Origin of the sequence: Haemophilus parainfluenzae (assembly GCF_014931395.1) — a bacterium.
GTDB lineage: Bacteria > Pseudomonadota > Gammaproteobacteria > Enterobacterales > Pasteurellaceae > Haemophilus_D.
Genome location: NZ_CP063120.1, coordinates 779,839 through 803,369, shown reverse-complemented (window position 1 = coordinate 803,369; position 23,531 = coordinate 779,839). Strand labels below are relative to the sequence as shown.

Genomic DNA, 23,531 nt, shown 5'->3' with positions numbered 1-23,531 from the left:
CACTTTATTTTTTCACTTTTTCAACTTGCTTAAAATGCTTTTCTTTCTTAGCCATTTCCATTCTTTCACCTTGTTTCAAAATATGAGGGGTCACAAAAATAACGAGTTCGCGTTTTTGATGTCGTTCACTTTCCTTACTAAATAGACGCTTAATACCTGGAATATCGCCCAATAATGGTACTTTATCGACACCTTTCGTGATTGTGTCGTGGAATACCCCTCCCAATACAATTGTTTCGCCATCTTTGGCAAAAACTTGTGTATTAATTTCTTGTTTATCAATGGATACAACTTCATTTTGCCCGTAAGCCACGCGATTTCCCGGGGAATTTTGACTGACTAATAAATCCAATAAAATATTATTATCCTTCGAAATATGTGGTGTGACTTCCAATCCTAAGACTGCCTCGCGAAACTCTACTGACTGTGTATCATTTTTACCATTTGTCACTACATAAGGAATTTCTGTCCCTTGTTTAATGCTTGCGCTTTTCTTATTAGTTGTGAGTAAACGAGGGCTTGCAATAATTTCTACGTTATTTTCACGTTCAAGTGCGGTCAATTCTAAATCTAATAATCGACCATTAATTTTAGCCACTTGAAGTGCTAATGAGCCAGCTGGCGTGACCGTTGTCGCAAAATTCACGTTTAAATTATTACTGATATTACTAAAGCCATTTGCATCTAGACTACCACTCACTCGATGTGCTGCTTCAGTAGGATTAAAAATGCCCCAACGCACACCTAATTCTTTTAGGCTTTCATCAGTAATCGTCACAATACGTGCTTCAATCACGATTTGCTCAATGGGTTTATCCAACTCTGCGATTAACTTTTTGATATTTTTGACAGAACGTGAATCATCCTGAATCAGTAATACATTGCTTCGGTCATCAAAGGTAATGTTGCCACTAGGTGAAAGCAAAGAACCGCTCCCTGTTGTTAACGATTTCATCACATCAGAGGCCTTGGCAAAATGCAGTTTAACCGTTGTACTCACAAGAGGTATTTCACTAGACAAACTTTCTCCGCTAATTGCCATAGGTTCTGCCATTTTCTCTGCATATTGTTCATGTTGAGAAGGCTTACCCAAATAATAAATATCATTTTCTTGATAAAAAGAGAGCCCTTTGATTTTTGCCACAGAACGCAATAAACGATCAAAGTCCACGTTATCTAATTGCAATGAAAGTGTTCCTTCTAGCTCATCATCAATCATTAAATTGGCATTTTGCTCAAGAGCAAGTTGCTGGAGTGTCGCCACCATGGGCGCCTGTTTTAAGCGAAGTGAAAAAACACGATTTTCTGCCGCTGAGTAAGTTGACCATAGGATCAAAAAACACATTAAAAACTGACCGCACTTTGTTTTTATTTTCTGCTTTACCATTTTAAAATCTCATGATGATTGAGGTCGTTTGTTCACATTGCCCGGCTTTATAAGCTTGAAGCGTCACACTGTTTTTACTTACTTTTTCAATTAAATAGCCTTCCTTTCCAATTCTCTGCCCGACTTGAGCAGAAAGAATATGCCCATCATCATTAAATAACACTTCTGCCTGTTTACCGTATTGCACGACACCTACAATATGTAGCTGAGCCAATGGGCGTTCCTCCGCCAGTCTCGGCTCCGAATATACGCAAATCGACACTGGCGGTAGGGTGAGCCCCTCTTTTGGATATTCGGTTTGTTCTCTTTGTTTACGATCAAAAGGATCTTGCGAAAATGCCGATACCGAAAAAATCGCTATCAAGATAAAGAAGAGCTTTTTCATTACTTGTCCTTATTTAGTTGGAAAATTAACTCACATGTAATAGAGCTATTTTCCTCTTCATCTAATTTCTCAATGTTTAATTGAGTTAACGAAAGTTTTGGGATATCCCTTAAAAGTGCGGTCAAAAATTGACGTAAATCGACAAAATAGCCTTGTAATGACAAATGCAACAAAATCTGTTGAGAAAAATCCCAACGTAAATCCAATACTCGAAGTCGACCATTTAACAACGCCTGTACATGCTGATTAATCGGCAACACAGAATGAGCCAGCTCTGGAGAAAGCTGTCGGCTATCTGACTTTTGCCTTAAAGTTTGTAAAATCTTTTCCTGTTTATCCCATTCTTGTTGTTGTAAACTAAATTCTGCATCAAGTCGATGCCGTTCATCGCTATTTTCAATGTAACGAAAAACAGGTAAAAAGATGACTGCACTTAGTGCGCTCAACCAAAAGATAGCATGGACAATTTGAGGTAATCGAAGCCATTTACCCAACCAACCTTGTGCAGTTTTTTGAACAAGCTCATTGATAAAGTTCCTCATTGCACAGGCCCCGATAAATGAATATCAAACTGAAAGAATAACTGTTGTTGCACCGGTTGAAACTTGGTTAAATTAACCTCGGTAAAATGGCGTTTAAGAAATTGATGTATTGCTTCAAATTCTTGTTGATTTTCCGTCATGCCAGAAAGGACAACTTGCTTAGCATTGAGCATAAATACATCTAACTCACCTTGTTGTAAGGGCAACTCAGTTAATAAATTAAGCATTCTATACACATATTCCGTCTCCATTTCAGTCAACTCATTCATTTCTTTCAAGTCACGTTGTAGTTGTTGAACTTGAATGCGTTTCTGATGGACTTGATGAGTAATTTGTGTCAGTTTTTCTTTTATCTGATTTAGGGTTTGCGCTTGTTGTTCATTAAAATGACTCAAGCCAAAGACAATCAAAACTGAGCAAGCTAGCCAAATTAAGCCTTGCCACATAAAACGGCGAAAAGCCTTTTGATGTTGTTCTAAGCGCCAAGGCAATAAATTAAGGCTTAACATCACCACTCTCCCGATTACTTGGAGTCAAAAGTGCGGTCGTTTTTGAGGATAAATCCACTAGCTTTAAATCGGTTTGCCAGAGTGCATTGCCTAAAGCGATGAAAGGTAAATCTGTTTCAATTCGCAGCCAATCCTGAGGCAGTAATTCGATTGTACGTGAATTTAATATATCGGGTGTTTGATACACATAAATCTGTTCTATTGTTTCAGGAAAACGCTGGATAAATTGTTGATAAAGCTCAGATAAATCACGTTGAGATTGCAAAACTTGTCGTTGTTGTAAGCGTTCACAAACGGCGAGACAACCTTGTTGATCTTGATATAAAAATAAGATGTTAATCGGCTCTTGCCCTAAAATGGCATAAAATGCACGTAAAATACTATGATTCAGTAAATCAAGTACGGTCAATTTTAACGGCAAATATTTTGCTAATTCTGCATTGGCACTTTCTTGTCGAATCGCCGTGATATCCAAACGGAAACCTTGTTTTAATGGCGTGGTCAAATAATCAAACCATAATTCATCCAACGGAATCGGTAATTCTTTTTGCAAAATGAAACGACATTGTTGCTCACATTCCTGAGCATTGAGTGTTTGCGGTAAAATAAGCGTTTTAGACCAAGTCAAATGGGGTGAAATAGCGCCGATAAAACAACATTGGTTCGTTTTTTGTGGTAAATGAGGCAATAACTGGGAAAAAATATCCTTTTGTTGTCCATTCAAGCAAATAGATTGAACTTTGTGGAATTCATCTAGCCAAACAAAATAGAGGTTATCTTGTTGTTTACTCACGCCAATTTGTTGTTTTCGCTGCTTTCTAGGAACAATTCCCATATTCTTTCCTATTCTTTAAGGGATTAATCTTTTATACTTAGCAGCCAAGATCATAATTTTGATTTTTTGAATATTCATTAAACCAGAGAGAATTTTACGATGCGGATCGCAAAATTAATATTAAGTACCCTATTTACGATATGTATACTGGGGTTAGTCGCCGGTGGTGTACTGTATTTTCACTTAAAATCTTCCTTACCATCGGTAGAAAGCCTAAAAACCGTTGAATTGCAACAACCGATGCAAATCTATACGGCTGATGGCAAATTAATCGGTGAAGTCGGCGAACAACGCCGTATTCCGGTGAAATTAGAAAATGTGCCTCAACGTTTGCAAGATGCCTTCTTAGCAACGGAAGATAGTCGTTTTTATGACCATCATGGTTTAGACCCAATTGGTATTGCCCGTGCAATTTTTGTTGCAGTTAGCAATGGCGGAGCCTCTCAAGGGGCTAGTACTATTACACAACAGCTTGCGCGTAACTTCTTCTTAACCCCAGAAAAAAAATTGATTCGTAAAGTACGTGAAGCGGTATTAGCGGTTGAAATTGAAAATACCTTGAGCAAACAGGAAATTTTAGAACTTTATTTGAATAAAATTTTCTTAGGCTATCGTTCTTATGGTGTCGCAGCCGCTGCACAAACCTACTTTGGTAAAAACTTAGATGAGTTAACGCTTTCTGAAATGGCCGTCATCGCAGGCTTACCAAAAGCACCTTCTACCATGAATCCTCTCTATTCACCAAAACGTGCTGAAGAACGCCGTAATGTGGTATTAGGTCGTATGTTGGATGAAAACAAAATTACCAAAGCAGAATATGATGCAGCCATCAAAGAGCCAATCGTCGCGAGTTATCATGGGGCTAAATTTGAATTCCGTGCAGACTATGTAACTGAAATGGTTCGTCAGGAAATGGTAAAACGTTTTGGTGAAGAAGAGGCTTACACCAAAGGCTATAAAGTCTTCACGACTGTACTATCAAAAGATCAAGCGGAAGCACAAAAAGCCGTCCGTAATAACCTGATCGATTATGATATGCGTCATGGCTGGCGTGGTGGTGCACCACTTTGGAAAAAAGGTGAAGCACCATGGGATAATGAACGCATTGTCGCTTTCTTGAAAAAATTGCCAGATTCAGAGCCGTTTATTCCAGCAGCGGTGACCGCATTGGGTAAAAATGGGGCGGAATTGCTCTTAGCGAATAATGAAACCATGACGCTTTCCTCTAACGCAATGCGTTGGGCGGGTAAATCACCGGTTAAAGTAGGCGAACAGATTTGGATTCGCAAACGTGATAACGGTGAATGGATTTTAGGTCAAATTCCCGAGGCTAACTCTGCATTAGTTTCATTAAACTCTGATAATGGCGCCATTGAAGCGATGGTGGGTGGTTTTAGTTATGAACAAAGTAAATTTAATCGTGCAACGCAATCTTTAGTACAAGTCGGTTCTTCGATTAAACCATTTATCTATGCCGCTGCGTTAGAAAAAGGTTTAACCCTTTCAAGCGTATTGCAAGACAGTCCTATCTCTATTCAAAAACCAGGACAACCTTTGTGGCAACCAAAAAACTCACCTGATCGTTATGACGGTCCAATGCGTTTACGTGTGGGGTTAGGTCAATCTAAAAACATGATTGCCATCCGAGCACTACAAACTGCAGGTGTTGACTTTACTGCTGACTTCTTACAACGTTTTGGATTCAAACGTGACCAATATTTTGCGAGTGAAGCGCTTGCTTTAGGTGCTGCATCCTTTACTCCGTTGGAAATGGCGCGCGCTTACGCGGTATTTGATAACGGTGGTTTCTTAATTGATCCTTACCTTATCGAAAAAATTCAAGACAATACCGGTAAAGATTTATTTATTGCGAACCCAAAAATTGCTTGTATCACCTGTAATGATATTCCTGTAATTTATGGTGAAACTAAAGATAAAATTGATGGCTTTAAAGATGTGGCAGAAGTCGCTAATCCAGATAAGCTAAAATCAGCCAAAGGTAATAGCAATACCGATACAGATGAAGGTGAGGGAGATCAGCAACCAGACAATGTACCAGACTTACCAGAACTTCAAACATCAGCATTAAATGATGGTTCTGTTGATTTAATGGCGGATGCGAAAGACGGTGCAGCAAAACAAGAATACGCACCTCGTGTGATTAGCGGTGAGTTAGCCTTCTTAATTCGTAGCGCATTAAATACGGCGATTTATGGTGAGCAAGGGCTTAGTTGGAAAGGTACCAGCTGGCGTATTGCTCAAAGTATTAAGCGTAGTGACATCGGCGGTAAAACTGGTACCACCAATAGCGCGAAAGTGGCTTGGTATGCAGGTTTTGGTGCAAACTTAGTCACCACAACCTATGTCGGTTTCGATGATAACAAGCGCGTATTAGGTAAAGGTGAAGCGGGTGCAAAAACCGCAATGCCTGCGTGGGTCGCTTATATGAAAGCTGCACTTTCTGATATACCAGAACGTCAACTTGAACTTCCACCAAATATCATGGAAAAAACTATTGATAGTAACTCGGGTTTACTTTCTGAAGGTGGTGGTCGTAAAGAATACTTTATCGTTGGTACCGAGCCTAAACGTACTTATGTTGCAGAAATGCAAGAGCGCGGTTATTATGTCCCACCAGAATTGCAACAACGCTTAAATGGTGGAACAGGCAAAACCAAAGACGCGATTCCAGCAACGCAACCAGAAGAATTATTCTAACGATTTAAATACTAAAAGTGCGGTTAATTTTGACCGCACTTTTTTACGTCAAAAGGACAAATCATGTTAAGTTATCGTCACAGTTTCCACGCTGGCAATCATGCTGATGTATTGAAGCACATTGTATTAATGTTGATTTTGGAAAACCTTTCTCTAAAAGAAAAAGGTTTTTACTATCTCGACACCCACTCTGGTGTTGGTCGTTATCGTTTAAGCTCAAATGAATCAGAAAAGACGGGCGAATATAAAGAAGGAATAGGCAGACTTTGGGAAAAAACAGATTTACCTGAAGAGGTGGCTCGTTATGTAGCTCTCATTAAAAAGCTCAATTATGGCGGTAAAGAATTACGCTATTATGCAGGTTCACCAATGATTGCCGCGCAATTATTGCGTCCTCAAGATCGTGCATTACTGACAGAATTACATCCGAGTGATTTTCCATTATTACGGAATAACTTTAAAGAATTCAAGAATATCACGACAAAATCAGAAAATGGTTTCCAACAACTCAAAGCGACACTTCCACCAAAAGAACGCCGCGGTTTAGTGCTCATTGATCCACCTTATGAATTAAAAGAGGATTATGATTTGGTGGTGAAAGCGATCGAAGAAGGTTATAAACGCTTTGCGACAGGTACTTATGCCATTTGGTATCCAGTGGTTCTACGCCAACAAACAAAACGCATTTTTAAAGGATTAGAAGCAACGGGAATTCGTAAAATATTGAAAATTGAACTAGCAGTTCGCCCTGATAGCGATCAACGTGGTATGACCGCAAGTGGAATGGTGGTGATTAATCCACCTTGGCAATTAGAACAGCAAATGAAAGCTATTTTGCCTTATTTGACTCAAACACTCGTCCCGGAAGGTACGGGGAGTTGGACAGTGGAATGGATTGTACCGGAATAATCCATTCCAAAACCTCGGTCAAAATGACCGCACTTTTAAATTTTAATTTTATTGGAATACAACACTAAACAAAGTGCAATAACCATAATTAAAATCGCGCCTGCAAATAAGATGGTATCAACTGAACTTTCATGATTCACAATGATCAGGCGCAACATGGCGGTAATCCCCGCATAAATAAAATATCGCAAAGGAAAGTGATAGCCACTTTTAAAATATTGCACAATAAGGCCAATAAAACCGAAATATAAGAAAAACATCACAGCTTGTTCAGCAACATCATAAGGCACTACGCTTGACGTATTAAATACCATAATTGCAAGGGTATAGGTGATTTTAGCTAAAGCAATAATCAACACAACAGCCAAAGCAATAAGTGAAAAACTTAATATCACTTTTAATACCCCAGTCACTACGCGGGGCAGTTTTTCAAGTTCTTGAGATTCTTCCATAAAGTTCCTTGTTTTTTTAATGATGAAAGCGCGTATTTTAAGGGAATGTGTTTTTTTGGTAAATAGTAAAATGTAATCAAATAAAGGGCAGATATTTCTGCCCTTTATTTTTTACATGAATGAATAATTACTCATCTAAGAAACTTCTTAAGGTTTCTGAGCGGCTTGGATGACGTAATTTACGCAATGCTTTCGCTTCAATCTGACGAATACGCTCACGGGTTACATCAAATTGTTTGCCCACTTCTTCAAGTGTGTGGTCAGTATTCATATCAATACCAAAACGCATACGTAATACTTTGGCTTCACGAGGTGTTAAACCTTCTAACACTTCATGAGTCGCCACTTTCAAGCTTTGTGCAGTTGCAGAATCTAATGGTAACTCAAGGGTTGAATCCTCGATGAAGTCGCCTAAATGTGAATCATCGTCATCACCGATTGGGGTTTCCATTGAAATTGGCTCTTTTGCAATCTTAAGCACTTTACGGATTTTATCTTCTGGCATCCCCATGCGTTCAGCGAGCTCTTCTGGCGTCGCTTCACGTCCCATTTCTTGTAACATTTGACGAGAAATACGATTTAATTTGTTAATCGTTTCAATCATATGAACCGGGATACGGATTGTACGGGCTTGATCCGCAATCGAACGAGTAATTGCCTGACGGATCCACCAAGTTGCATAGGTAGAGAATTTATAACCTCGACGGTATTCAAATTTATCTACTGCTTTCATCAAACCGATATTCCCTTCTTGAATTAAATCCAAGAATTGCAAACCTCGGTTGGTATATTTTTTCGCAATAGAAATCACTAAACGTAAGTTAGCTTCAACCATTTCTTTTTTCGCACGGCGAGCTTTTTGTTCACCACGAGATACCGCATCACAAATCTCACGCATTTGTTGGATGGTGAGATTCGTATGTTGCTCAATATTCGCTAGGTTATCTAAAGATAAACGGATACGCTCTTCATATTTGGGTAAGCGTTTTGCCCAAGCTTTTGTTGATTTTAATGCTTTTGCTACCCATGCATCACTGCTGCCATTTGCAACAATCAGTGCCTCAAATTCATCTTTTGGCATACCTGCGATATCAACTAATACTTTTTGTAGTTGACGCTCTTCTGCACGTACACGTTTCATCATGTTCTTCATTGATAAAACAAGTACATCAAATTGTTTTGGCACTAAACGGAATTGTTTAAAAATATCTGCAAGTTGAGCAATTTGATCTTTTGCACGTTTACCGCTACGCCCGTGTTTTGCAATGGTTGCCAAGGTTTTGGTATGTTGCTCTCTTAATGCCGCAAATCTTTCACGCGCCACTTCAGGATCGATGCTGTTATCTGAATCACTGTCATCTGAGCTTGAACTGCTATCACTTTCATCTTCCTCATCGCTCTCATCATCAACATCTACAGTAGATTCAGCACTTTCATCTTCACCGGCAAAATGCTCATCAATATTTGCCGTTTCCTCTTCAGCAATATTGGGGTCAACAAAGCCTGTGATTAAATCAGCTAAACGATAATTACCCGCTTCAACTTGGTCATAATGATCTAATAATTCAGTTAACGCTTCTGGGTATGCTGCAATCGCGGTTTGAACTTCATCAATCCCTTCTTCAATACGTTTTGCAATGCTGATTTCATCTTCACGGGTAAGAAGATCAACGGTCCCCATTTCACGCATATACATACGCACAGGATCTGTTGTACGACCGATTTCAGATTCTACATTTGACAAAATCTGCGTTGCTTCTTCCACAGCATCTTCATCTGGAATCGTGTCATTCAGCATCATGTCGTCACTTTCCGGCGCTTCATCAAGAACCGGAATGCCAGCATCATGCTGTAAAGTTTGCAACAACTTGTCGTAATATTCCGGATCGATTACATCTTCCGGAAGCAAGTCATTAATTTCCGCATAGGTTAAATAACCTTGCGTACGACCTAATTCCATTAGCTGTTCAATTTGTTCTGAATATTGCTCGGCGCTAGATTGTTGATTTTGTTCCATTTTTATTCCCGTTTTGCGTTATTTTTGGAAGATAAAAGCCCTTGTTTTGAACAGGAGATTTTACCATTGTTATGACGGATTAACTAACTGTTTTTTCTGCTCTTCTTTTCCCTTAAGCAAATTCACTAAAATTGCTCGCTCCTGATCAGTTAATCCTTCCGCCCTTTCTTTTGCAATCAGCATTTCAATGTCACGCTCAATCGCTTGAATATTCAATCGACGATAGTTTTGAGAGAATGCATTAATGATTTCTAAGTCATCTAATAGATGATCCCAAGAGGCTAATATTTCAAGAGGCTTACTGAATTCTGTATCACGAAAATATTCTAAGATTTGCCCTGTTGTAATGCCTTCTCGTTCACGGCAAAGTGCGGTCAATTTTTCGAGTAATTCGTAACCCGCCTCATGCTTTAAGGCTTGCAAACCCACATCAGAAATACGATTCACTAATTGTGAATTCTGTAATAACAGCGAAATCACCACGCGCATTGGTGTTTTCTTAATGGTTTTTTGTGGCGTTTTAGGTTTGGGTTCAGCCTTATCTATTTGATTTGGTATTAAGCTTTCAAGCTGTGATTGATCAAAGATTCCAAGCTTTTGCGCCAACATATTCCGCAATGAAAGACGCAGCATATCACCAGGGATTTGACGAATTAAAGGCGCCGCGAGTGCGACTAATTTACCTCGTCCTTCTTGTGTCGAAAAATCCACCTGTGGACTTAAATGCGCGAATAAGAATTCCGTGAGAGACTGAGCTTGATCAATATATTCTTCAAACTTTTCTTTACCATATTGACGAATATAAGTATCCGGATCTTCTCCATCTGGCAGAAAAATAAACTTAATTTGTCGTCCATCTTCCAGATAAGGCAAAGCGTTTTCAACTGCGCGCCAAGCGGCATCACGCCCTGCTCTATCACCATCGTAGCAGCAAATAACTTGCTCTGTTGAACGGAACAATAATTGAATTTGCTCCGATGTCGTTGATGTCCCAAGAGAAGCCACCGCATAATTGACACCAAATTGCGCCAATGCCACCACGTCCATGTAGCCTTCAACCACCAGTAATTTTTCTGGCTCATCATTAATTTGTAAGGCTTCATACAAGCCATAAAGCTCATTGCCTTTATGGTATGTAATGGTTTCGGGTGAGTTTAGATATTTGGGTTTTTCATCCGTTAAAACACGTCCACCAAAGGCAACCGTACGACCACGTTTATCCCGAATCGGAAACATAATACGATTACGGAATTTATCGTACACATTGCCACGATCATTGCGAGAAAGCATGCCTAAATCAAACAGCTTTTTCTGTTCTTCTCGATTTTTACCGAATTGACGCAACACCGTATCCATCGCATTGGGTACATAACCAATTTGAAAACGAGCTATAATTTCTGGCGATAAACCACGTTGCTGAAGATAGCTTTGAGCAGGAATATTTAGTGGGAGTTGCGCTTGATAAAACGACGCAATCTCTTGCATCAAATCGTATAAATTACGTTTTGTCTGATAGCTCACATCCCGTTTATTGCCAAATTGATTTGGGCGTTTTTCATAAGGCACTTCAAGCCCTGCCGAAGCGGCTAGTTCTTCAACGGCTTCAACAAATTCTAATTTGTCATAATCCATTAAAAATGAAATCGCATTGCCTTTCGCGCCACAACCAAAGCAATAATAGAATTGTTTTTTTTCACTTACCGTAAAGGAGGGTGTTTTTTCGTGATGAAACGGACAACAAGCTTGATAATCTCGTCCTGCTTTTTTGAGTTTCACGCGCGCATTAATCACATCGACAATATTCGATTTTGTGAGCAGATCATCAATAAACTGGCGTGGAATTGAGCCTTTCATTGCCTTGCCTCCTTGAATACGATGCGAAAGTGCGGTTGATTTTGCGTGACTTTTTTTCGATGAATTTAAAGCAACAAAACCGTGATACCCAAAAGGTTTCACGGTTTGTCTTAACTCGAGTTAGAAAATACTACAAATTAGTATAAACGGGTATTGCGCGCGTTTTCGCGAGCATTACGTTTAGCGTGACGTTTAGCAAGTGTTGCTTTTTCACGTTTACGGATTGTAGTTGGTTTTTCATAGAATTCACGAGCGCGAACTTCTGCTAAAATACCAGCTTTTTCGCAAGAGCGTTTGAAACGACGTAAAGCTACGTCGAATGATTCGTTTTCACGTACTTTAATTACAGGCATAAGCCAATCACCTCAATGAGTTTAATTTAATTGCAATTTTAAATTTTTATTACTGCCGAATGAACGGCAAATTCAATAAAGGACGCAATTCTAATCGATCTTCCCTGCAAAAGCAAAGGAAAGATCGCCTATTTGCTGAAAATTTGGCGTTTGAACTGGTTTAAGCGGGCTAAACAAGGTAAAATCTTTGCCAATTTTTTTAATAAAATGAGAATAAAATGCGTATTTTAGGAATCGAAACCTCCTGTGATGAAACAGGTGTCGCGATTTATGATGAAGACAAAGGCTTAATTGCTAATCAGCTCTACACGCAAATTGCCTTGCATGCAGATTACGGCGGTGTGGTACCAGAGCTAGCTTCCCGCGATCACATTCGAAAAACGGCGCCATTAATTAAAGCCGCATTAGAAGAAGCCAATTTAACCGCAGATCAAATTGATGGCATCGCTTATACAAGCGGTCCGGGTTTAGTGGGGGCATTATTAGTGGGCGCAACGATCGCGCGTTCACTAGCTTATGCTTGGAATGTTCCCGCTATTGGCGTACATCACATGGAAGGTCATCTACTTGCTCCAATGCTTGATGAAAACCGACCGCACTTTCCATTCATTGCCCTCTTAGTTTCAGGTGGGCACACACAGTTAGTGCGCGTTGATGGCGTAGGGAAATATGAAGTCATTGGCGAATCTATTGATGATGCCGCAGGCGAGGCCTTTGATAAAACCGCGAAATTATTAGGGTTAGATTATCCTGGCGGTGCAGCACTTTCACGTTTAGCCGAAAAAGGATCAAAAGATCGCTTTGTGTTCCCTCGACCAATGACGGATCGCCCTGGCCTTGATTTTAGCTTTTCAGGTTTAAAAACCTCAGCAGCTAACACCATTAATCAGGCGATCAAACAAGAAGATGAATTAACTGAACAAACCAAAGCTGATATTGCCTTTGCCTTCCAAGATTCTGTCGTGGATACACTTGCAATTAAATGCAAACGTGCCTTAAAAGAAACCGGTTATAAGCGTTTAGTCATTGCTGGCGGCGTAAGTGCAAACAAAAAATTACGTGAAACCCTTGGCACAATGATGAAAAATCTTGGTGGTGAAGTATTTTATCCGCAACCTCAATTTTGTACCGATAACGGCGCCATGATTGCCTATACGGGCTTTTTACGTTTAAAACAAGGTCAGCACAGCGATCTCGCCATTGATGTCAAACCTCGTTGGGCAATGGCCGAACTCCCTGCAATTTAAGGAAAAAATATGGAAAATATGATTAAAGTAAGAGCCATGCGTGCAGCCGGTATCGCTTGTTTTTTGGTGCTCGCGATTATCGGTGGATGGATTTTTACCACGCCAAGCAGTGATATTGTTGACGCTCTTGCTGAAGCAGGAAAAATGGTGGGAGGCGGTGCCACTTACGGGACCTTTATGCTAGCAGCCTGTCCACCAGTTGCAGGATTCATTGCCTATCATTTCTGGAAATGGGTGATTAAATAATGGCAAAACTCTATTTTTACTACTCTACGATGAATGCGGGGAAATCAACCACATTGTTGCAGTCTTCCTATAACTATCGTGAACGAAATATGAACACCATGGTTTATACGGCTGCGATTGATGATCGTTTTGGAGCAGGCAAAGTTACGTCACGTATTGGTATTCATGAAGAGGCGAATTTATTTACGTCAACCAGTGACCTTTTTGCTGAAGTGAGTCAACGTTTACAACAAGAAAAAATTCATTGTGTTTTAGTTGATGAAGCCCAGTTTTTAACGAAAAAACAAGTGTATCAATTAAGTGATGTCGTAGATAAACTGAAGATTCCAGTACTTTGCTATGGCTTACGGACAGACTTCCAGGCAGAGCTATTTGAAGGCAGTAAGTATTTACTTGCTTGGGCAGATCAACTAGAAGAATTAAAAACAATCTGTTATTGTGGGCGTAAAGCCAATTTCGTTTTACGTTTAAATGAACAAGGTGAAGTCATTAAGGAAGGGGAACAAATCCAAATCGGTGGAAATGACTCTTATCTTTCGGTTTGCCGCTATCATTACAAAGAAAAGTGCGGTCAGCTTTAACCTCATTTTTCAATTTTATACTCGGAGGACAATTTTATGCTAAAGAACAAAACATTCGGCAGTGCCTTAATCATTGCAGGCACGACCATCGGGGCGGGAATGCTCGCGATGCCATTAACCTCTGCCGGAATTGGTTTTGGTTACACCGTTTTCTTATTAGTCGGCTTATGGGCGCTTTTGGTTTACAGCGGTTTACTTTTTGTTGAAGTGTATCAAACTGCAGATCTATTAAATGATGGCGTGGCGACTCTCGCTGAAAAATACTTCGGCATCACTGGACGTGTCTTAGCCACCTTTAGTTTGCTCATTTTACTTTATGCTCTTTCTGCGGCCTACATCACCGGGGGCGGTTCATTATTATCGGGTTTACCAACCGCTTTTGGCTTTGAAAGTCTTTCCTCCGAACTTTCAATCATTTTATTTACCGTCGTACTCGGTGCCTTTGTGGTTGTAGGTACAAGAGGCGTTGATGGTGCCACCCGTATTCTGTTCATCGGTAAATTAATTGCCTTCGCTTTTGTGTTGTTCATGATGTTACCAAAAGTATCTGTCGATAACCTGATGGCCTTACCTTTAAATTATGCTTTCGTGATCTCTGCGGCACCAATTTTCTTTACCTCCTTTGGCTTCCACATCATCATGGGCAGCGTAAACAGCTATTTAGATGGTAGTGTTACTCAATTCCGTAAAGCGATTTTAATTGGTACAGCGATTCCACTTGTAGCTTATTTAGTGTGGCAATTAGCGACTCACGGTGTATTAAGCCAAAATGAATTCGTACAAGTGCTCCAAGCGGATCCAACCCTTAACGGCTTAGTCAATGCAACACGTCAAATCACCAACTCCCACATCATGGGTGAAATCGTACGCGTATTCTCTGCACTTGCATTAATCACCTCTTTCCTTGGTGTCATGCTCGGGGTATTTGAAGGTTTAGGCGATTTATTTAAACGTTACAAATTGCCACACAATCGCTTGACACTGACGGTTGCCGCCTTCACACCACCACTTGCGTTTGCCTTGTATTATCCTGAAGGCTTTATCGCAGCATTAAGCTATGCAGGTTTACTCTGTGCGTTCTACTGCTTAATTTTGCCTATCGGACTAGCATGGAAAACACGTCAAGCGAATCCGAATCTGCCTTATCGCGTAATCGGTGGAAACGTAACCTTAGTGATAGCCTTAGTAATTGGCGTAATCATTATGATCGTGCCATTCTTAATTCAATCGGGTTATTTACCTGCAGTAGCAGGCTAAAGTGCGGTAGATTTTCAAGGCATTTTTCTCATAAAAGTAGGGCTTAAACGCCCTATTTTTTATTTTCAAAAAATTTTCATTTTTTTTACCTCTCTTAATCTTTCCTTAAGATTCTCTTGTTTAAATACACTCATCGAAAGGCAAACAACCCAATCGATAAATAAATCTGAAAAATGTTAATCACTTAAGAAAAGATTAAGATTTGAATGATTTAATACATCTGAAAGCAAAACTTTCAACTTACTTTATGATTATCTTATTTAGGAGAACAAACTATGAAAAAATTACTTACTGTTGCAGCTATCGCATTATCTTCTGTTGCCGTATATAACACCGCAATAGCGCAAGGATTTAATGATGGCAATAATCAAGTCACTCAACAAGGTTTTGTAGATGAAAGTGTCATTGTAAAAACCGTTGCTGATGCATTAAATGCCAATGATAACACTCCAGTTCGTTTAGACGGACAAATTGTAAAACAAATTGGTAAAAAGGATTTCTTATTTAAAGACGCAAGTGGAAAAGAAATCCAAATTGAAGTCAGCAAAAAAGCATGGAATGGTCAAACGATAGCACCTCAAGATAACATTCAAATTATCGGTAAAGTCGATAAAGAATGGAATAAAACAGAAGTTGATGTAAAACAAATCATCAAAAAATAACTAACAAAATGACCGCACTTTTCTTAAGTGCGGTTAAAAATCCCAAAGGAGAAGAGAATGGAAAACGTACAAACAATGTCAGATCTTATGCAGCAAATTCAACAACGAATTGATTCACTAAAAGCCTCTGCTATGCAGCAACAAACAGAAATGAAACAATCATTAAATGAATGTATTGAGCAAAGTGAAGCCATTCAAAATCAATTAGTTCAGAGCCAACAGCAATTAACATCACAATTGGAATACGGCACTGCAGTATTAATTGAACTGGAACAAGGGTTACAGCTAGATTTCAGTACAGAAATCGCCGAATTTGAACAGTTGTGTCAAAATGAAACTGCCGATACGGCAGAATTAACACAACGATTAGAACAGAATGTACAGGAAAAAATCACGTTCCAATTAAACGAATTAAAAGCCAAAACAGGTATTGCCTTACAAGAAATTGGTCAGGTGACACTCCATATTAAGCAGTTATTTGGGGCAGAAAAAAGTGCTAAAGTGAAAGGGTTGGCAAAATTAAAACAACGTTTATATAAACGCTTTGGTAAACAGATTATTGCTTCAAAAGAATGCTTGGCAAAACAACTGGAACGCGGAGCCAGTAAATTAAGAGCTTAAAATGTCTGCTATCGTTTATTAAGAAGAAAAGTTAAACCGCACTTAATCTTGAGATGAGATGAAGTGCGGTCATTTTTTTAGTATTTTTTCGATTGAGACGATTAAATCTGAGCCAGAAATTCTTCTTCCGTTAAAACAGCCACACCTAATTCTTGCGCTTTTGTCAGTTTAGAACCGGCTGCATCACCAGCAATCACAAAATCCGTTTTCGCTGAAACCGAGCCGCTCACTTTCGCGCCCATGTCTTGTAATAAGGCTTTAGCTTCATTACGTCCCATTTGAGTTAAGGTTCCGGTTAACACCACCGTTTTGCCTTTAAAGCGGTTTTCTGTCACTTCTTTGGTTTCCACGGTTTCCCAATGTACGCCTTGAGCGATTAAATCATTCACCACCGCGACATTATGTGGTTCATGCCAAAACGCCAAAATACGATTTGCCACCACTTCACCCACGTCAGGCACTTGCTGTAAGGCTTCTAAATCTGCATTTTGCAACGCTTCTAGGGTTTTGAAATGATTTGCTAAATTCAATGCTGTCGCCTCCCCCACTTCACGGATTCCTAAAGCAAAAATAAAACGTGCTAACGTCGTATTTTTTGCTTTTTCAAGGCTGGCTAAGGCATTTTCAGCAGATTTTGCGCCCATCCTTTCCAAACGAGTCAGTGTGGTTAAATCTAACTTAAATAAATCGGCGGGTGTATGAACTAATTCACGATCCACCAACTGCTCGATTAATTTCCCCCCTACGCCATCAATATCCATAGCCTTGCGAGAAACAAAATGTTTAAGCGCTTCTTTACGCTGTGCGGCACAGAACAAACCGCCCGTACAACGCGCTACCGCTTCACCTTCAATACGAACAATGGCCGAATCACATACAGGACAAGTTTTAGGGAAAATGATCGGTCTCGCATCTGCTGGACGACGGTCGTGTAATACGCCGATAATTTGTGGGATCACATCTCCCGCACGGCGAATCACTACCGTATCGCCAATAGCAATATCCAAGCGTTCAATTTCATCGCCGTTATGTAATGTGGCATTACTTACCGTTACCCCTGCCACAAATACCGGTTCTAATTTGGCGACTGGAGTAATCGCCCCCGTTCTGCCCACTTGGAATTCCACATCATTTAGGCGAGTTAATTCTTCTTGCGCAGGGAATTTATAAGCAATCGCCCAACGTGGCGCCTTGGAGATAAAACCTAATTTCTCTTGTAACGCAATATCATTTATTTTCAGCACGGTGCCATCAATATCGTAGCCAAGAGAACTACGTTTATTTTGAATATCACGATAAAAATCCAACACTTCATCTGTGCCGTTACATAAACGGATTTCTGGGTTTACCGGAATCCCAATAGACTTCAACCATTGCAAACGATCATAATGAGTATTCGGCAAATCTACCCCTTCAGCAATACCAATACCATAAGCATTCAATACCAATGGACGCTTACTTGTAATTTTTGGATCGAGCTGTCGCAACGAACCTGCTGCGGCATTACGTGGGTTAGCAAAGGTTTTCTCGCCTTTCTCTAAAGCCTGTTGATTTAAACGCTCAAAGCCTTCATGTAGCATAAACACTTCACCACGCACTTCTAAACGTGCAGGTGGATTGTCCATTAAAAGTTGCAAGGGAATATTTCGAATTGTACGGATATTCGCGGTAATATCTTCCCCTGTTGTTCCATCACCACGGGTTGCGGCTTGAGTCAGCACACCATTCACATACAAAATACTCACCGCTAAACCATCTAATTTTGGTTCACAGCAGAAAGTGAGGGGGGCAGGCAAACGAATAAGACGATCTTCAATGCGTTTTACGAATGCATAAAACTCCTCATCTGAAAACGCATTATCCAAAGACAACATTGGAATTTCATGACGAATTTGTGCAAAGCCTGAAAGTGGTTTGGCACCTACACGTTGAGTAGGTGAATCTGCCGTAATGAGTTCCGGATGGGCGGCTTCTAAGGCTTTAAGTTGATGAAATAAACGGTCATATTCCGCATCAGGAATCGTTGGGTTATCCAACACGTGATATTCATATTCATAACGACGAAGATCCTGACGTAATGTATCAATTTGTTGCTGAAGGCTCATAATGTTCTCTAACAGTTTGCTCATTGAATTAAAATGGGCGAACCATCGGCTCGCCCAAAGTGCGGTTATTTTTTCGTGCGTTTTATGCGATGCGAGATAAGTAATCCTGCTCAGCCATATCATCAAAAATCTCTTGCTGATCAGTCAATACCACGCCACCTAAATCTTCTGCGATGGTTTTCGCTGCGCGAATCATCATACGTAAGTTTGCCAAATTATTACCTGGTGATGGCAACTGCATAAAGAGCACCACACCCATGGTTGAAAACTCTGCCATATTGTAATAATCAAACGTACCTGGTTGTTCAATGTTTGCCACGCTAAATAGCACTGGGCTTGCCACACTTAAATCAAAGTGGCGATGATACATTTGACGCTCACCAAAAATGAATCCCAAGTTTTCTAAAGATTGAGATAATTGTGGTCCATAAAATTCACGATTCTGATTCGAAATCACATAAAGTTGAACAAAGCCAGTAGTTTGTTTTGGTTTTTCAACCTCTACTGGTTCGTGATAGTTAAAATGCACGTTCTCATGAGCAGGTTCTTGAGTTGGATTTAATGACATCTCGGCCAACTGCTCACGCAGTTCAGGCGAAGAAGAATTCACACCGTCAAAATCATTGCTTTGTGCTTCTAATTCTTCAAGTGTCATTTCTGCTACACGCGGTTTTGGTTGTACATTCGTTTCAGGATAAACCACGGGTTCTGGTTGTGGAGCTGGCGCAGGAGCAGGTTGCGTTGTATTCATCTCATAAATCGGCTGATTTGGTAAGGAGATTTTAATATCATCCACGCTTTTTTCTATTTGACGCGCATCCACTTGAGCACGTTGCTCATCAAAATTAAATTGCTGTTGGCTTGCCGCCTGAGGTGCTACTTTAGGTTGAACACTTTGTTGTACAGGCTGTGCCGCTTGAGCACGATGTGTTAAACGAATATCCGCATTAGGATCAGCAGCTTGCGAAAAAGGATTGACCTCACCGTTTTTAGAAGTGCGGTTAAATGTGTTCGCGCTTTTAAAATATTTTGATTTCTCACGGCGATTTGACCATAATCCGTGTACCACTAAGGCAATTAAAGCGATTACCCCTAAAATAATCAAAATGGTATTTAAATCCATTCTTGTTGCTCCTTAACGCAATGATTTTTGCTAATCCTATCACATTTCCACAGGTGAAAAAATAGGAAAGCAAACAAGATATTAAAAGGGATGAGATGGAATTTTTCTCAAAAAATATTGTCTTTCTGTGACATTTTGTATTTTTACTTTTCAATTTAAAGGAACAATGATGATCGATCAAAATGAAATAAAATCTGCTTTCAATCATTTCGTGATGGGTTGGCATTTCATTACGCAAAAAGGCCTCCGTCGTTTTGTGATTATGCCGATTTTACTTAACATCGTCCTTCTTACAGGCTTATTTTGGCTATTTGTTTCACAAATAGCCACGATGATCGACTGGGTGATGAGCTTTATTCCAGATTGGTTAAGCTTTTTAAGTGTGATTTTGCTCGTGCTGTCTATTGGCTCAATTCTCTTATTTTTCTATTTTGCCTTTACAACACTTTCAGGCTTTATTGCCGCACCGTTTAATGGATTGTTAGCAGAAAAAGTTGAAAAAATGCTGACTGGTGAAGCCGTTAATGATGATGGTTTTGCCGAAATTATGAAAGATGTGCCGCGTATGCTAAACCGCGAATGGCAAAAATTGTGGTACAGCTTACCGAAATTCGTGGGCTTATTCCTATTGAGCTTTATCCCAGTTATCGGACAAACCATTATTCCAGTACTAACCTTCCTATTTACCTGTTGGATGATGGCAATTCAGTACTGTGACTACCCGTTTGATAACCACAAGATTTCCTTTGGCATTATGAAAAATGCATTAGGCGAAAGACGCACACAAAGCCTGACATTTGGAGCATTAATAACCCTTTGTACCGCATTGCCAATTGTGAATTTAGTGATTATTCCTGTAGCGGTCTGTGGTGCAACTGTGATGTGGGTCGAAAATTATCGCTCACAGTTAAAATTTGATATGAATTTTGACCGCACTTCGGGTTCAACACAAATTGTGACACGTTCTAGTAGTACTGAAATTAAGCCTTCAGGAAATAGCATCGTGAATAAATAGCATTTAGTTATAAAATATAGCTATTAACTATTTTTTTTATATAAAAACCGGTGTTATAACTACTGCATCAACTCATTCACAAATATAAAAGGACAGTAAAATGACAATTTATGCAGATAACTCATACTCAATCGGTAATACGCCATTAGTTCGTTTAAAACACTTCGGACACAATGGTAACGTTGTTGTAAAAATTGAAGGTCGTAACCCAAGCTTTAGCGTGAAATGCCGTATTGGTGCCAATATGATTTGGCAAGCGGAAAAAGATGGCATTTTAACAGCAGGAAAAGAAATTGTAGATGCAACCAGCGGCAACACCGGTATTGCTTTAGCCTATGTGGCTGCCGCACGTGGTTATAAAATCACCTTAACCATGCCTGAAACCATGAGTCTTGAACGTAAACGTTTATTACGTGGTTTAGGCGTCAATCTTGTGCTCACTGAAGGCTCAAAAGGGATGAAAGGTGCGATCGCTAAAGCAGAAGAAATTGTGGCGTCTAATCCAAATCATTATGTAATGCTAAAACAATTTGAAAACCCGGCTAACCCTGACATTCACCGTCAAACTACAGGTGAAGAAATTTGGAAAGATACGGAAGGTAAAGTCGATGTTGTGGTTGCAGGTGTGGGTACCGGCGGTACAATTACCGGTATTTCTCGTGCGATCAAATTAGATCACGGTAAAAAAATTACCTCTGTGGCGGTTGAGCCAACAGAATCACCCGTTATTAGCCAAACCCTTGCTGGTCAAGAAGTGAAACCAGGTCCACACAAAATTCAAGGTATCGGTGCGGGCTTCATTCCGAAAAACTTAGATTTATCATTAATTGATCGCGTGGAAACTGTAGATAGCGATACGGCAATTGCGACCGCTCGTCGCTTAATGGCTGAAGAAGGTATTCTTGCGGGTATTTCTTCTGGTGCGGCTGTGGCAGCGGCTGACCGCTTAGCAAAACTACCAGAATTCCAAGATAAATTAATCGTCGCGATCTTACCTTCTGCCTCTGAACGTTATTTAAGTACGGCATTATTTGAAGGTATTGAAGCTTAATCTGTTGATTAAATTCATTTTATCTAAGGTCTGTTTTTACAGACCTTTTTTGTTTATTAATTAAACAATTCTTATTTAATATAACGAAAAGAAATAATTCATAAATAAATAATACTTTTCTTTTCTTTTTCGCTTCTTATAATTCATTTCACTTTCGTTATTTATCTAAAAAAGGAATACTTATGAAAAAATCATTTTTTAGCACCGCACTTTTAGCGGCAGGATTAGCTCTTTCTACTTTTGCTAACGCAGGTGAAATTGCTGATCGCGTTGAACAAACTAAAACCTTATTAGTCGGTACTGAGGGAACTTACGCACCATTCACTTTCCACGATAAAGATGGCAAGTTAACCGGTTTCGATGTAGAAATTATCGAAAAAGTTGCACAAAAATTAGGTTGGAAAGTAGAATTTAAAGAAACCGCTTGGGATGGCATGTATGCAGGTTTGAACGCAAAACGCTTTGATGTTATTGCGAACCAAACTAATCCAAGCCCAGAACGTTTAAAAAAATATGATTACAGTGCACCTTATAACTACTCTGCCGGCGTAATCGTGACGAAAGCCGATAACGATAGCATTAAATCATTCCCTGATTTAAAAGGTAAAAAATCTGCACAATCTGCAACCAGTAACTGGAGCAAAGATGCGCGTGATAATGGTGCAATTATCGTGACTGTAGATAGCTTGGCGCAAAACCTTGAGGCGGTAAAACAAGGTCGTGTTGATGCCACAGTAAACGATAAGCTTGCAGTATTAGATTACTTCAAAAAACAACCTAACTCTGGCTTAAAAATTGCTGTAGAAAGTGATAAAAAAATCCCGACCGGTTTTGCTTTCTTGAAAGGTGAAGAACCGCTTATTGCGAAAGTAAACCAAGCACTTGAAGAATTACGCAAAGACGGAACTTTAAAACAACTTTCAATCAAATGGTTTGGCGATGACATTACTCAATAATTGGTTAGCAAGCCTTCCATTTATGACCACAGAACGAGCTGATTATGTAATCAGCTCGTTTTGGCCTATGATGGAAGGGGCAATTTTATATACGATTCCCCTAGCGGTCATTTCTTTCTTTTGCGGTTTATTCATTGCTGTCATCGTGGCTGTAATTTGCACATTGCCGCATCCCAATTTAATGACGAAAATTCTACAGGGCATCTGTCGCACTTATATTTCAATTATTCGCGGCACGCCAATGTTGGTGCAGATCTTCATTATTTTCTACGGTTTACCTGAAGTTGGCATCAAACTGGAACCTTTCCCAACTGCAATTATTGCATTCTCCATTAATATTGGTGCTTATGCAGCAGAAACCGTGAGAGCCTCCATTCTTGCGATTCCTAAAGGTCAATGGGAAGCCTCTTATGCAATAGGCATGAATTACACACAAGCTTTCGTGCGTACCATTATGCCGCAAGCTTTACGTATTTCCGTCCCTTCGCTATCAAATACCTTCATTAGCACAGTGAAAGATACGTCTCTGGCATCACTTGTTTGGATCGCTGAATTATTCCGTGTGGCGCAAAACATCACCGCCGAAAACTACGAATTTATTTTAATTTATAGTGAAGCGGCTCTCATTTATTGGGTATTCTGTTTTGTGCTATCAATGGGGCAAACCCGTTTAGAAAAACGCCTTTCTCGCCATTTATAAGGACTG

22 protein-coding genes and 2 pseudogenes are annotated in these 23,531 nt (G+C 39.8%); 13 read left to right on the top strand and 11 right to left on the bottom strand.

Annotated elements, in window-relative coordinates:
- Positions 1 to 4 precede the first annotated feature (4 nt).
- From INP94_RS03970 to INP94_RS03950, 5 genes are read right to left on the bottom strand one after another with little or no spacing between them, the layout of a single operon-like run.
- The gene (locus INP94_RS03970) at positions 5 to 1,387 is read right to left on the bottom strand and encodes a type IV pilus secretin PilQ (protein ID WP_197544094.1); all 1,383 of its coding nucleotides are present in this window, start codon (positions 1,385 to 1,387) and stop codon (positions 5 to 7) included.
- A 1-nt stretch (position 1,388) separates the two neighbouring features.
- Positions 1,389 to 1,772, bottom strand: a complete 384-nt coding sequence (locus tag INP94_RS03965) for a pilus assembly protein PilP (protein WP_197544093.1) — start codon at positions 1,770 to 1,772, stop codon at positions 1,389 to 1,391.
- Positions 1,772 to 2,314, bottom strand: coding sequence for a competence protein ComC (locus INP94_RS03960; protein WP_197544092.1), 543 nt, complete (start codon positions 2,312 to 2,314; stop codon positions 1,772 to 1,774). The genes INP94_RS03965 and INP94_RS03960 overlap by 1 nt, the downstream gene beginning before the upstream one ends.
- Positions 2,311 to 2,823, bottom strand: a complete 513-nt coding sequence (locus tag INP94_RS03955; protein ID WP_197544091.1) for a PilN domain-containing protein — start codon at positions 2,821 to 2,823, stop codon at positions 2,311 to 2,313. Before INP94_RS03955 ends, INP94_RS03960 begins: the two co-directional genes overlap by 4 nt.
- Positions 2,810 to 3,658 (bottom strand): pilus assembly protein PilM, encoded by an 849-nt coding sequence (locus INP94_RS03950; RefSeq protein ID WP_197544090.1) that lies wholly within the window; start codon positions 3,656 to 3,658, stop codon positions 2,810 to 2,812. Before INP94_RS03950 ends, INP94_RS03955 begins: the two co-directional genes overlap by 14 nt.
- Before the next feature lie 99 nt (positions 3,659 to 3,757).
- On the opposite strand from INP94_RS03950, the pseudogene INP94_RS03945 reads away from it, so the two are divergent.
- From INP94_RS03945 to INP94_RS03940, 3 genes and pseudogenes are all read left to right on the top strand, one after another.
- Positions 3,758 to 5,608 (top strand): annotated as a pseudogene (locus INP94_RS03945) (penicillin-binding protein 1A); the annotation flags it as partial.
- A gap of 75 nt (positions 5,609 to 5,683) precedes the next feature.
- Positions 5,684 to 6,376, top strand: a pseudogene (locus INP94_RS10930) (penicillin-binding protein 1A); the annotation flags it as partial.
- A 63-nt stretch (positions 6,377 to 6,439) separates the two neighbouring features.
- Positions 6,440 to 7,285 (top strand): 23S rRNA (adenine(2030)-N(6))-methyltransferase RlmJ, encoded by an 846-nt coding sequence (locus INP94_RS03940; RefSeq protein ID WP_197544088.1) that lies wholly within the window; start codon positions 6,440 to 6,442, stop codon positions 7,283 to 7,285.
- Positions 7,286 to 7,320: 35 nt separating this feature from the next.
- On the opposite strand, the gene psiE is transcribed toward INP94_RS03940, so the two are convergent.
- From psiE to rpsU, 4 genes are all read right to left on the bottom strand, one after another.
- Entirely contained in the window at positions 7,321 to 7,737 is a 417-nt protein-coding gene (psiE, locus tag INP94_RS03935; protein WP_197544087.1) for a phosphate-starvation-inducible protein PsiE, read from the bottom strand.
- Positions 7,738 to 7,864: 127 nt separating this feature from the next.
- Positions 7,865 to 9,754 carry an RNA polymerase sigma factor RpoD gene (rpoD, locus tag INP94_RS03930; RefSeq protein ID WP_197544086.1) on the bottom strand — a complete coding sequence of 630 codons (1,890 nt, stop codon included), beginning with the start codon at positions 9,752 to 9,754 and terminating at the stop codon, positions 7,865 to 7,867.
- A 69-nt stretch (positions 9,755 to 9,823) separates the two neighbouring features.
- A complete protein-coding gene (gene dnaG, locus INP94_RS03925) occupies positions 9,824 to 11,608 on the bottom strand; it encodes a DNA primase (RefSeq protein ID WP_197544085.1) in 1,785 nt (594 codons plus the stop codon).
- 137 nt (positions 11,609 to 11,745) lie between these two features.
- Positions 11,746 to 11,961 carry a 30S ribosomal protein S21 gene (rpsU, locus tag INP94_RS03920; RefSeq protein WP_005694732.1) on the bottom strand — a complete coding sequence of 72 codons (216 nt, stop codon included), beginning with the start codon at positions 11,959 to 11,961 and terminating at the stop codon, positions 11,746 to 11,748.
- 218 nt (positions 11,962 to 12,179) lie between these two features.
- On the opposite strand from rpsU, the gene tsaD reads away from it, so the two are divergent.
- From tsaD to INP94_RS03890, 6 genes are all read left to right on the top strand, one after another.
- Positions 12,180 to 13,208, top strand: coding sequence for a tRNA (adenosine(37)-N6)-threonylcarbamoyltransferase complex transferase subunit TsaD (gene tsaD / locus INP94_RS03915; protein ID WP_197544084.1), 1,029 nt, complete (start codon positions 12,180 to 12,182; stop codon positions 13,206 to 13,208).
- A gap of 9 nt (positions 13,209 to 13,217) precedes the next feature.
- Entirely contained in the window at positions 13,218 to 13,454 is a 237-nt protein-coding gene (locus INP94_RS03910) for a hypothetical protein (RefSeq protein ID WP_197544083.1), read from the top strand.
- Positions 13,454 to 14,035: a thymidine kinase gene (locus INP94_RS03905; protein ID WP_197544082.1), complete on the top strand. Its 582-nt coding sequence runs from the start codon at positions 13,454 to 13,456 to the stop codon at positions 14,033 to 14,035. The genes INP94_RS03910 and INP94_RS03905 overlap by 1 nt, the downstream gene beginning before the upstream one ends.
- Before the next feature lie 36 nt (positions 14,036 to 14,071).
- Positions 14,072 to 15,292: an aromatic amino acid transport family protein gene (locus INP94_RS03900; protein ID WP_197544081.1), complete on the top strand. Its 1,221-nt coding sequence runs from the start codon at positions 14,072 to 14,074 to the stop codon at positions 15,290 to 15,292.
- 275 nt (positions 15,293 to 15,567) lie between these two features.
- Positions 15,568 to 15,954 carry a YgiW/YdeI family stress tolerance OB fold protein gene (locus INP94_RS03895; protein ID WP_054420347.1) on the top strand — a complete coding sequence of 129 codons (387 nt, stop codon included), beginning with the start codon at positions 15,568 to 15,570 and terminating at the stop codon, positions 15,952 to 15,954.
- Positions 15,955 to 16,011: 57 nt separating this feature from the next.
- Entirely contained in the window at positions 16,012 to 16,575 is a 564-nt protein-coding gene (locus INP94_RS03890) for a hypothetical protein (protein WP_054420346.1), read from the top strand.
- A gap of 101 nt (positions 16,576 to 16,676) precedes the next feature.
- Here the strand turns inward: INP94_RS03890 and ligA are convergent, their stop codons facing one another.
- Both ligA and zipA read right to left on the bottom strand, forming a co-directional pair.
- Positions 16,677 to 18,680, bottom strand: a complete 2,004-nt coding sequence (gene ligA, locus INP94_RS03885; protein WP_197544267.1) for an NAD-dependent DNA ligase LigA — start codon at positions 18,678 to 18,680, stop codon at positions 16,677 to 16,679.
- A gap of 82 nt (positions 18,681 to 18,762) precedes the next feature.
- On the bottom strand, positions 18,763 to 19,803 hold the full coding sequence (gene zipA, locus INP94_RS03880; protein WP_197544080.1) for a cell division protein ZipA: 1,041 nt from the start codon (positions 19,801 to 19,803) through the stop codon (positions 18,763 to 18,765).
- Positions 19,804 to 19,972: 169 nt separating this feature from the next.
- Between zipA and cysZ the strand changes: the two genes are divergently transcribed.
- The 4 genes from cysZ (at position 19,973) to INP94_RS03860 (ending at position 23,525) form a co-directional block, all read left to right on the top strand.
- The gene (gene cysZ / locus INP94_RS03875; protein WP_197544266.1) at positions 19,973 to 20,818 is read left to right on the top strand and encodes a sulfate transporter CysZ; all 846 of its coding nucleotides are present in this window, start codon (positions 19,973 to 19,975) and stop codon (positions 20,816 to 20,818) included.
- A gap of 100 nt (positions 20,819 to 20,918) precedes the next feature.
- On the top strand, positions 20,919 to 21,869 hold the full coding sequence (gene cysK, locus INP94_RS03870; RefSeq protein ID WP_005694743.1) for a cysteine synthase A: 951 nt from the start codon (positions 20,919 to 20,921) through the stop codon (positions 21,867 to 21,869).
- Between the two features lie 182 nt (positions 21,870 to 22,051).
- The gene (locus tag INP94_RS03865) at positions 22,052 to 22,825 is read left to right on the top strand and encodes an amino acid ABC transporter substrate-binding protein (protein ID WP_005697382.1); all 774 of its coding nucleotides are present in this window, start codon (positions 22,052 to 22,054) and stop codon (positions 22,823 to 22,825) included.
- Complete coding sequence (locus INP94_RS03860) at positions 22,809 to 23,525, top strand: amino acid ABC transporter permease (RefSeq protein WP_049365735.1); 717 nt, start codon at positions 22,809 to 22,811, stop codon at positions 23,523 to 23,525. The genes INP94_RS03865 and INP94_RS03860 overlap by 17 nt, the downstream gene beginning before the upstream one ends.
- Positions 23,526 to 23,531: the final 6 nt, after the last annotated feature.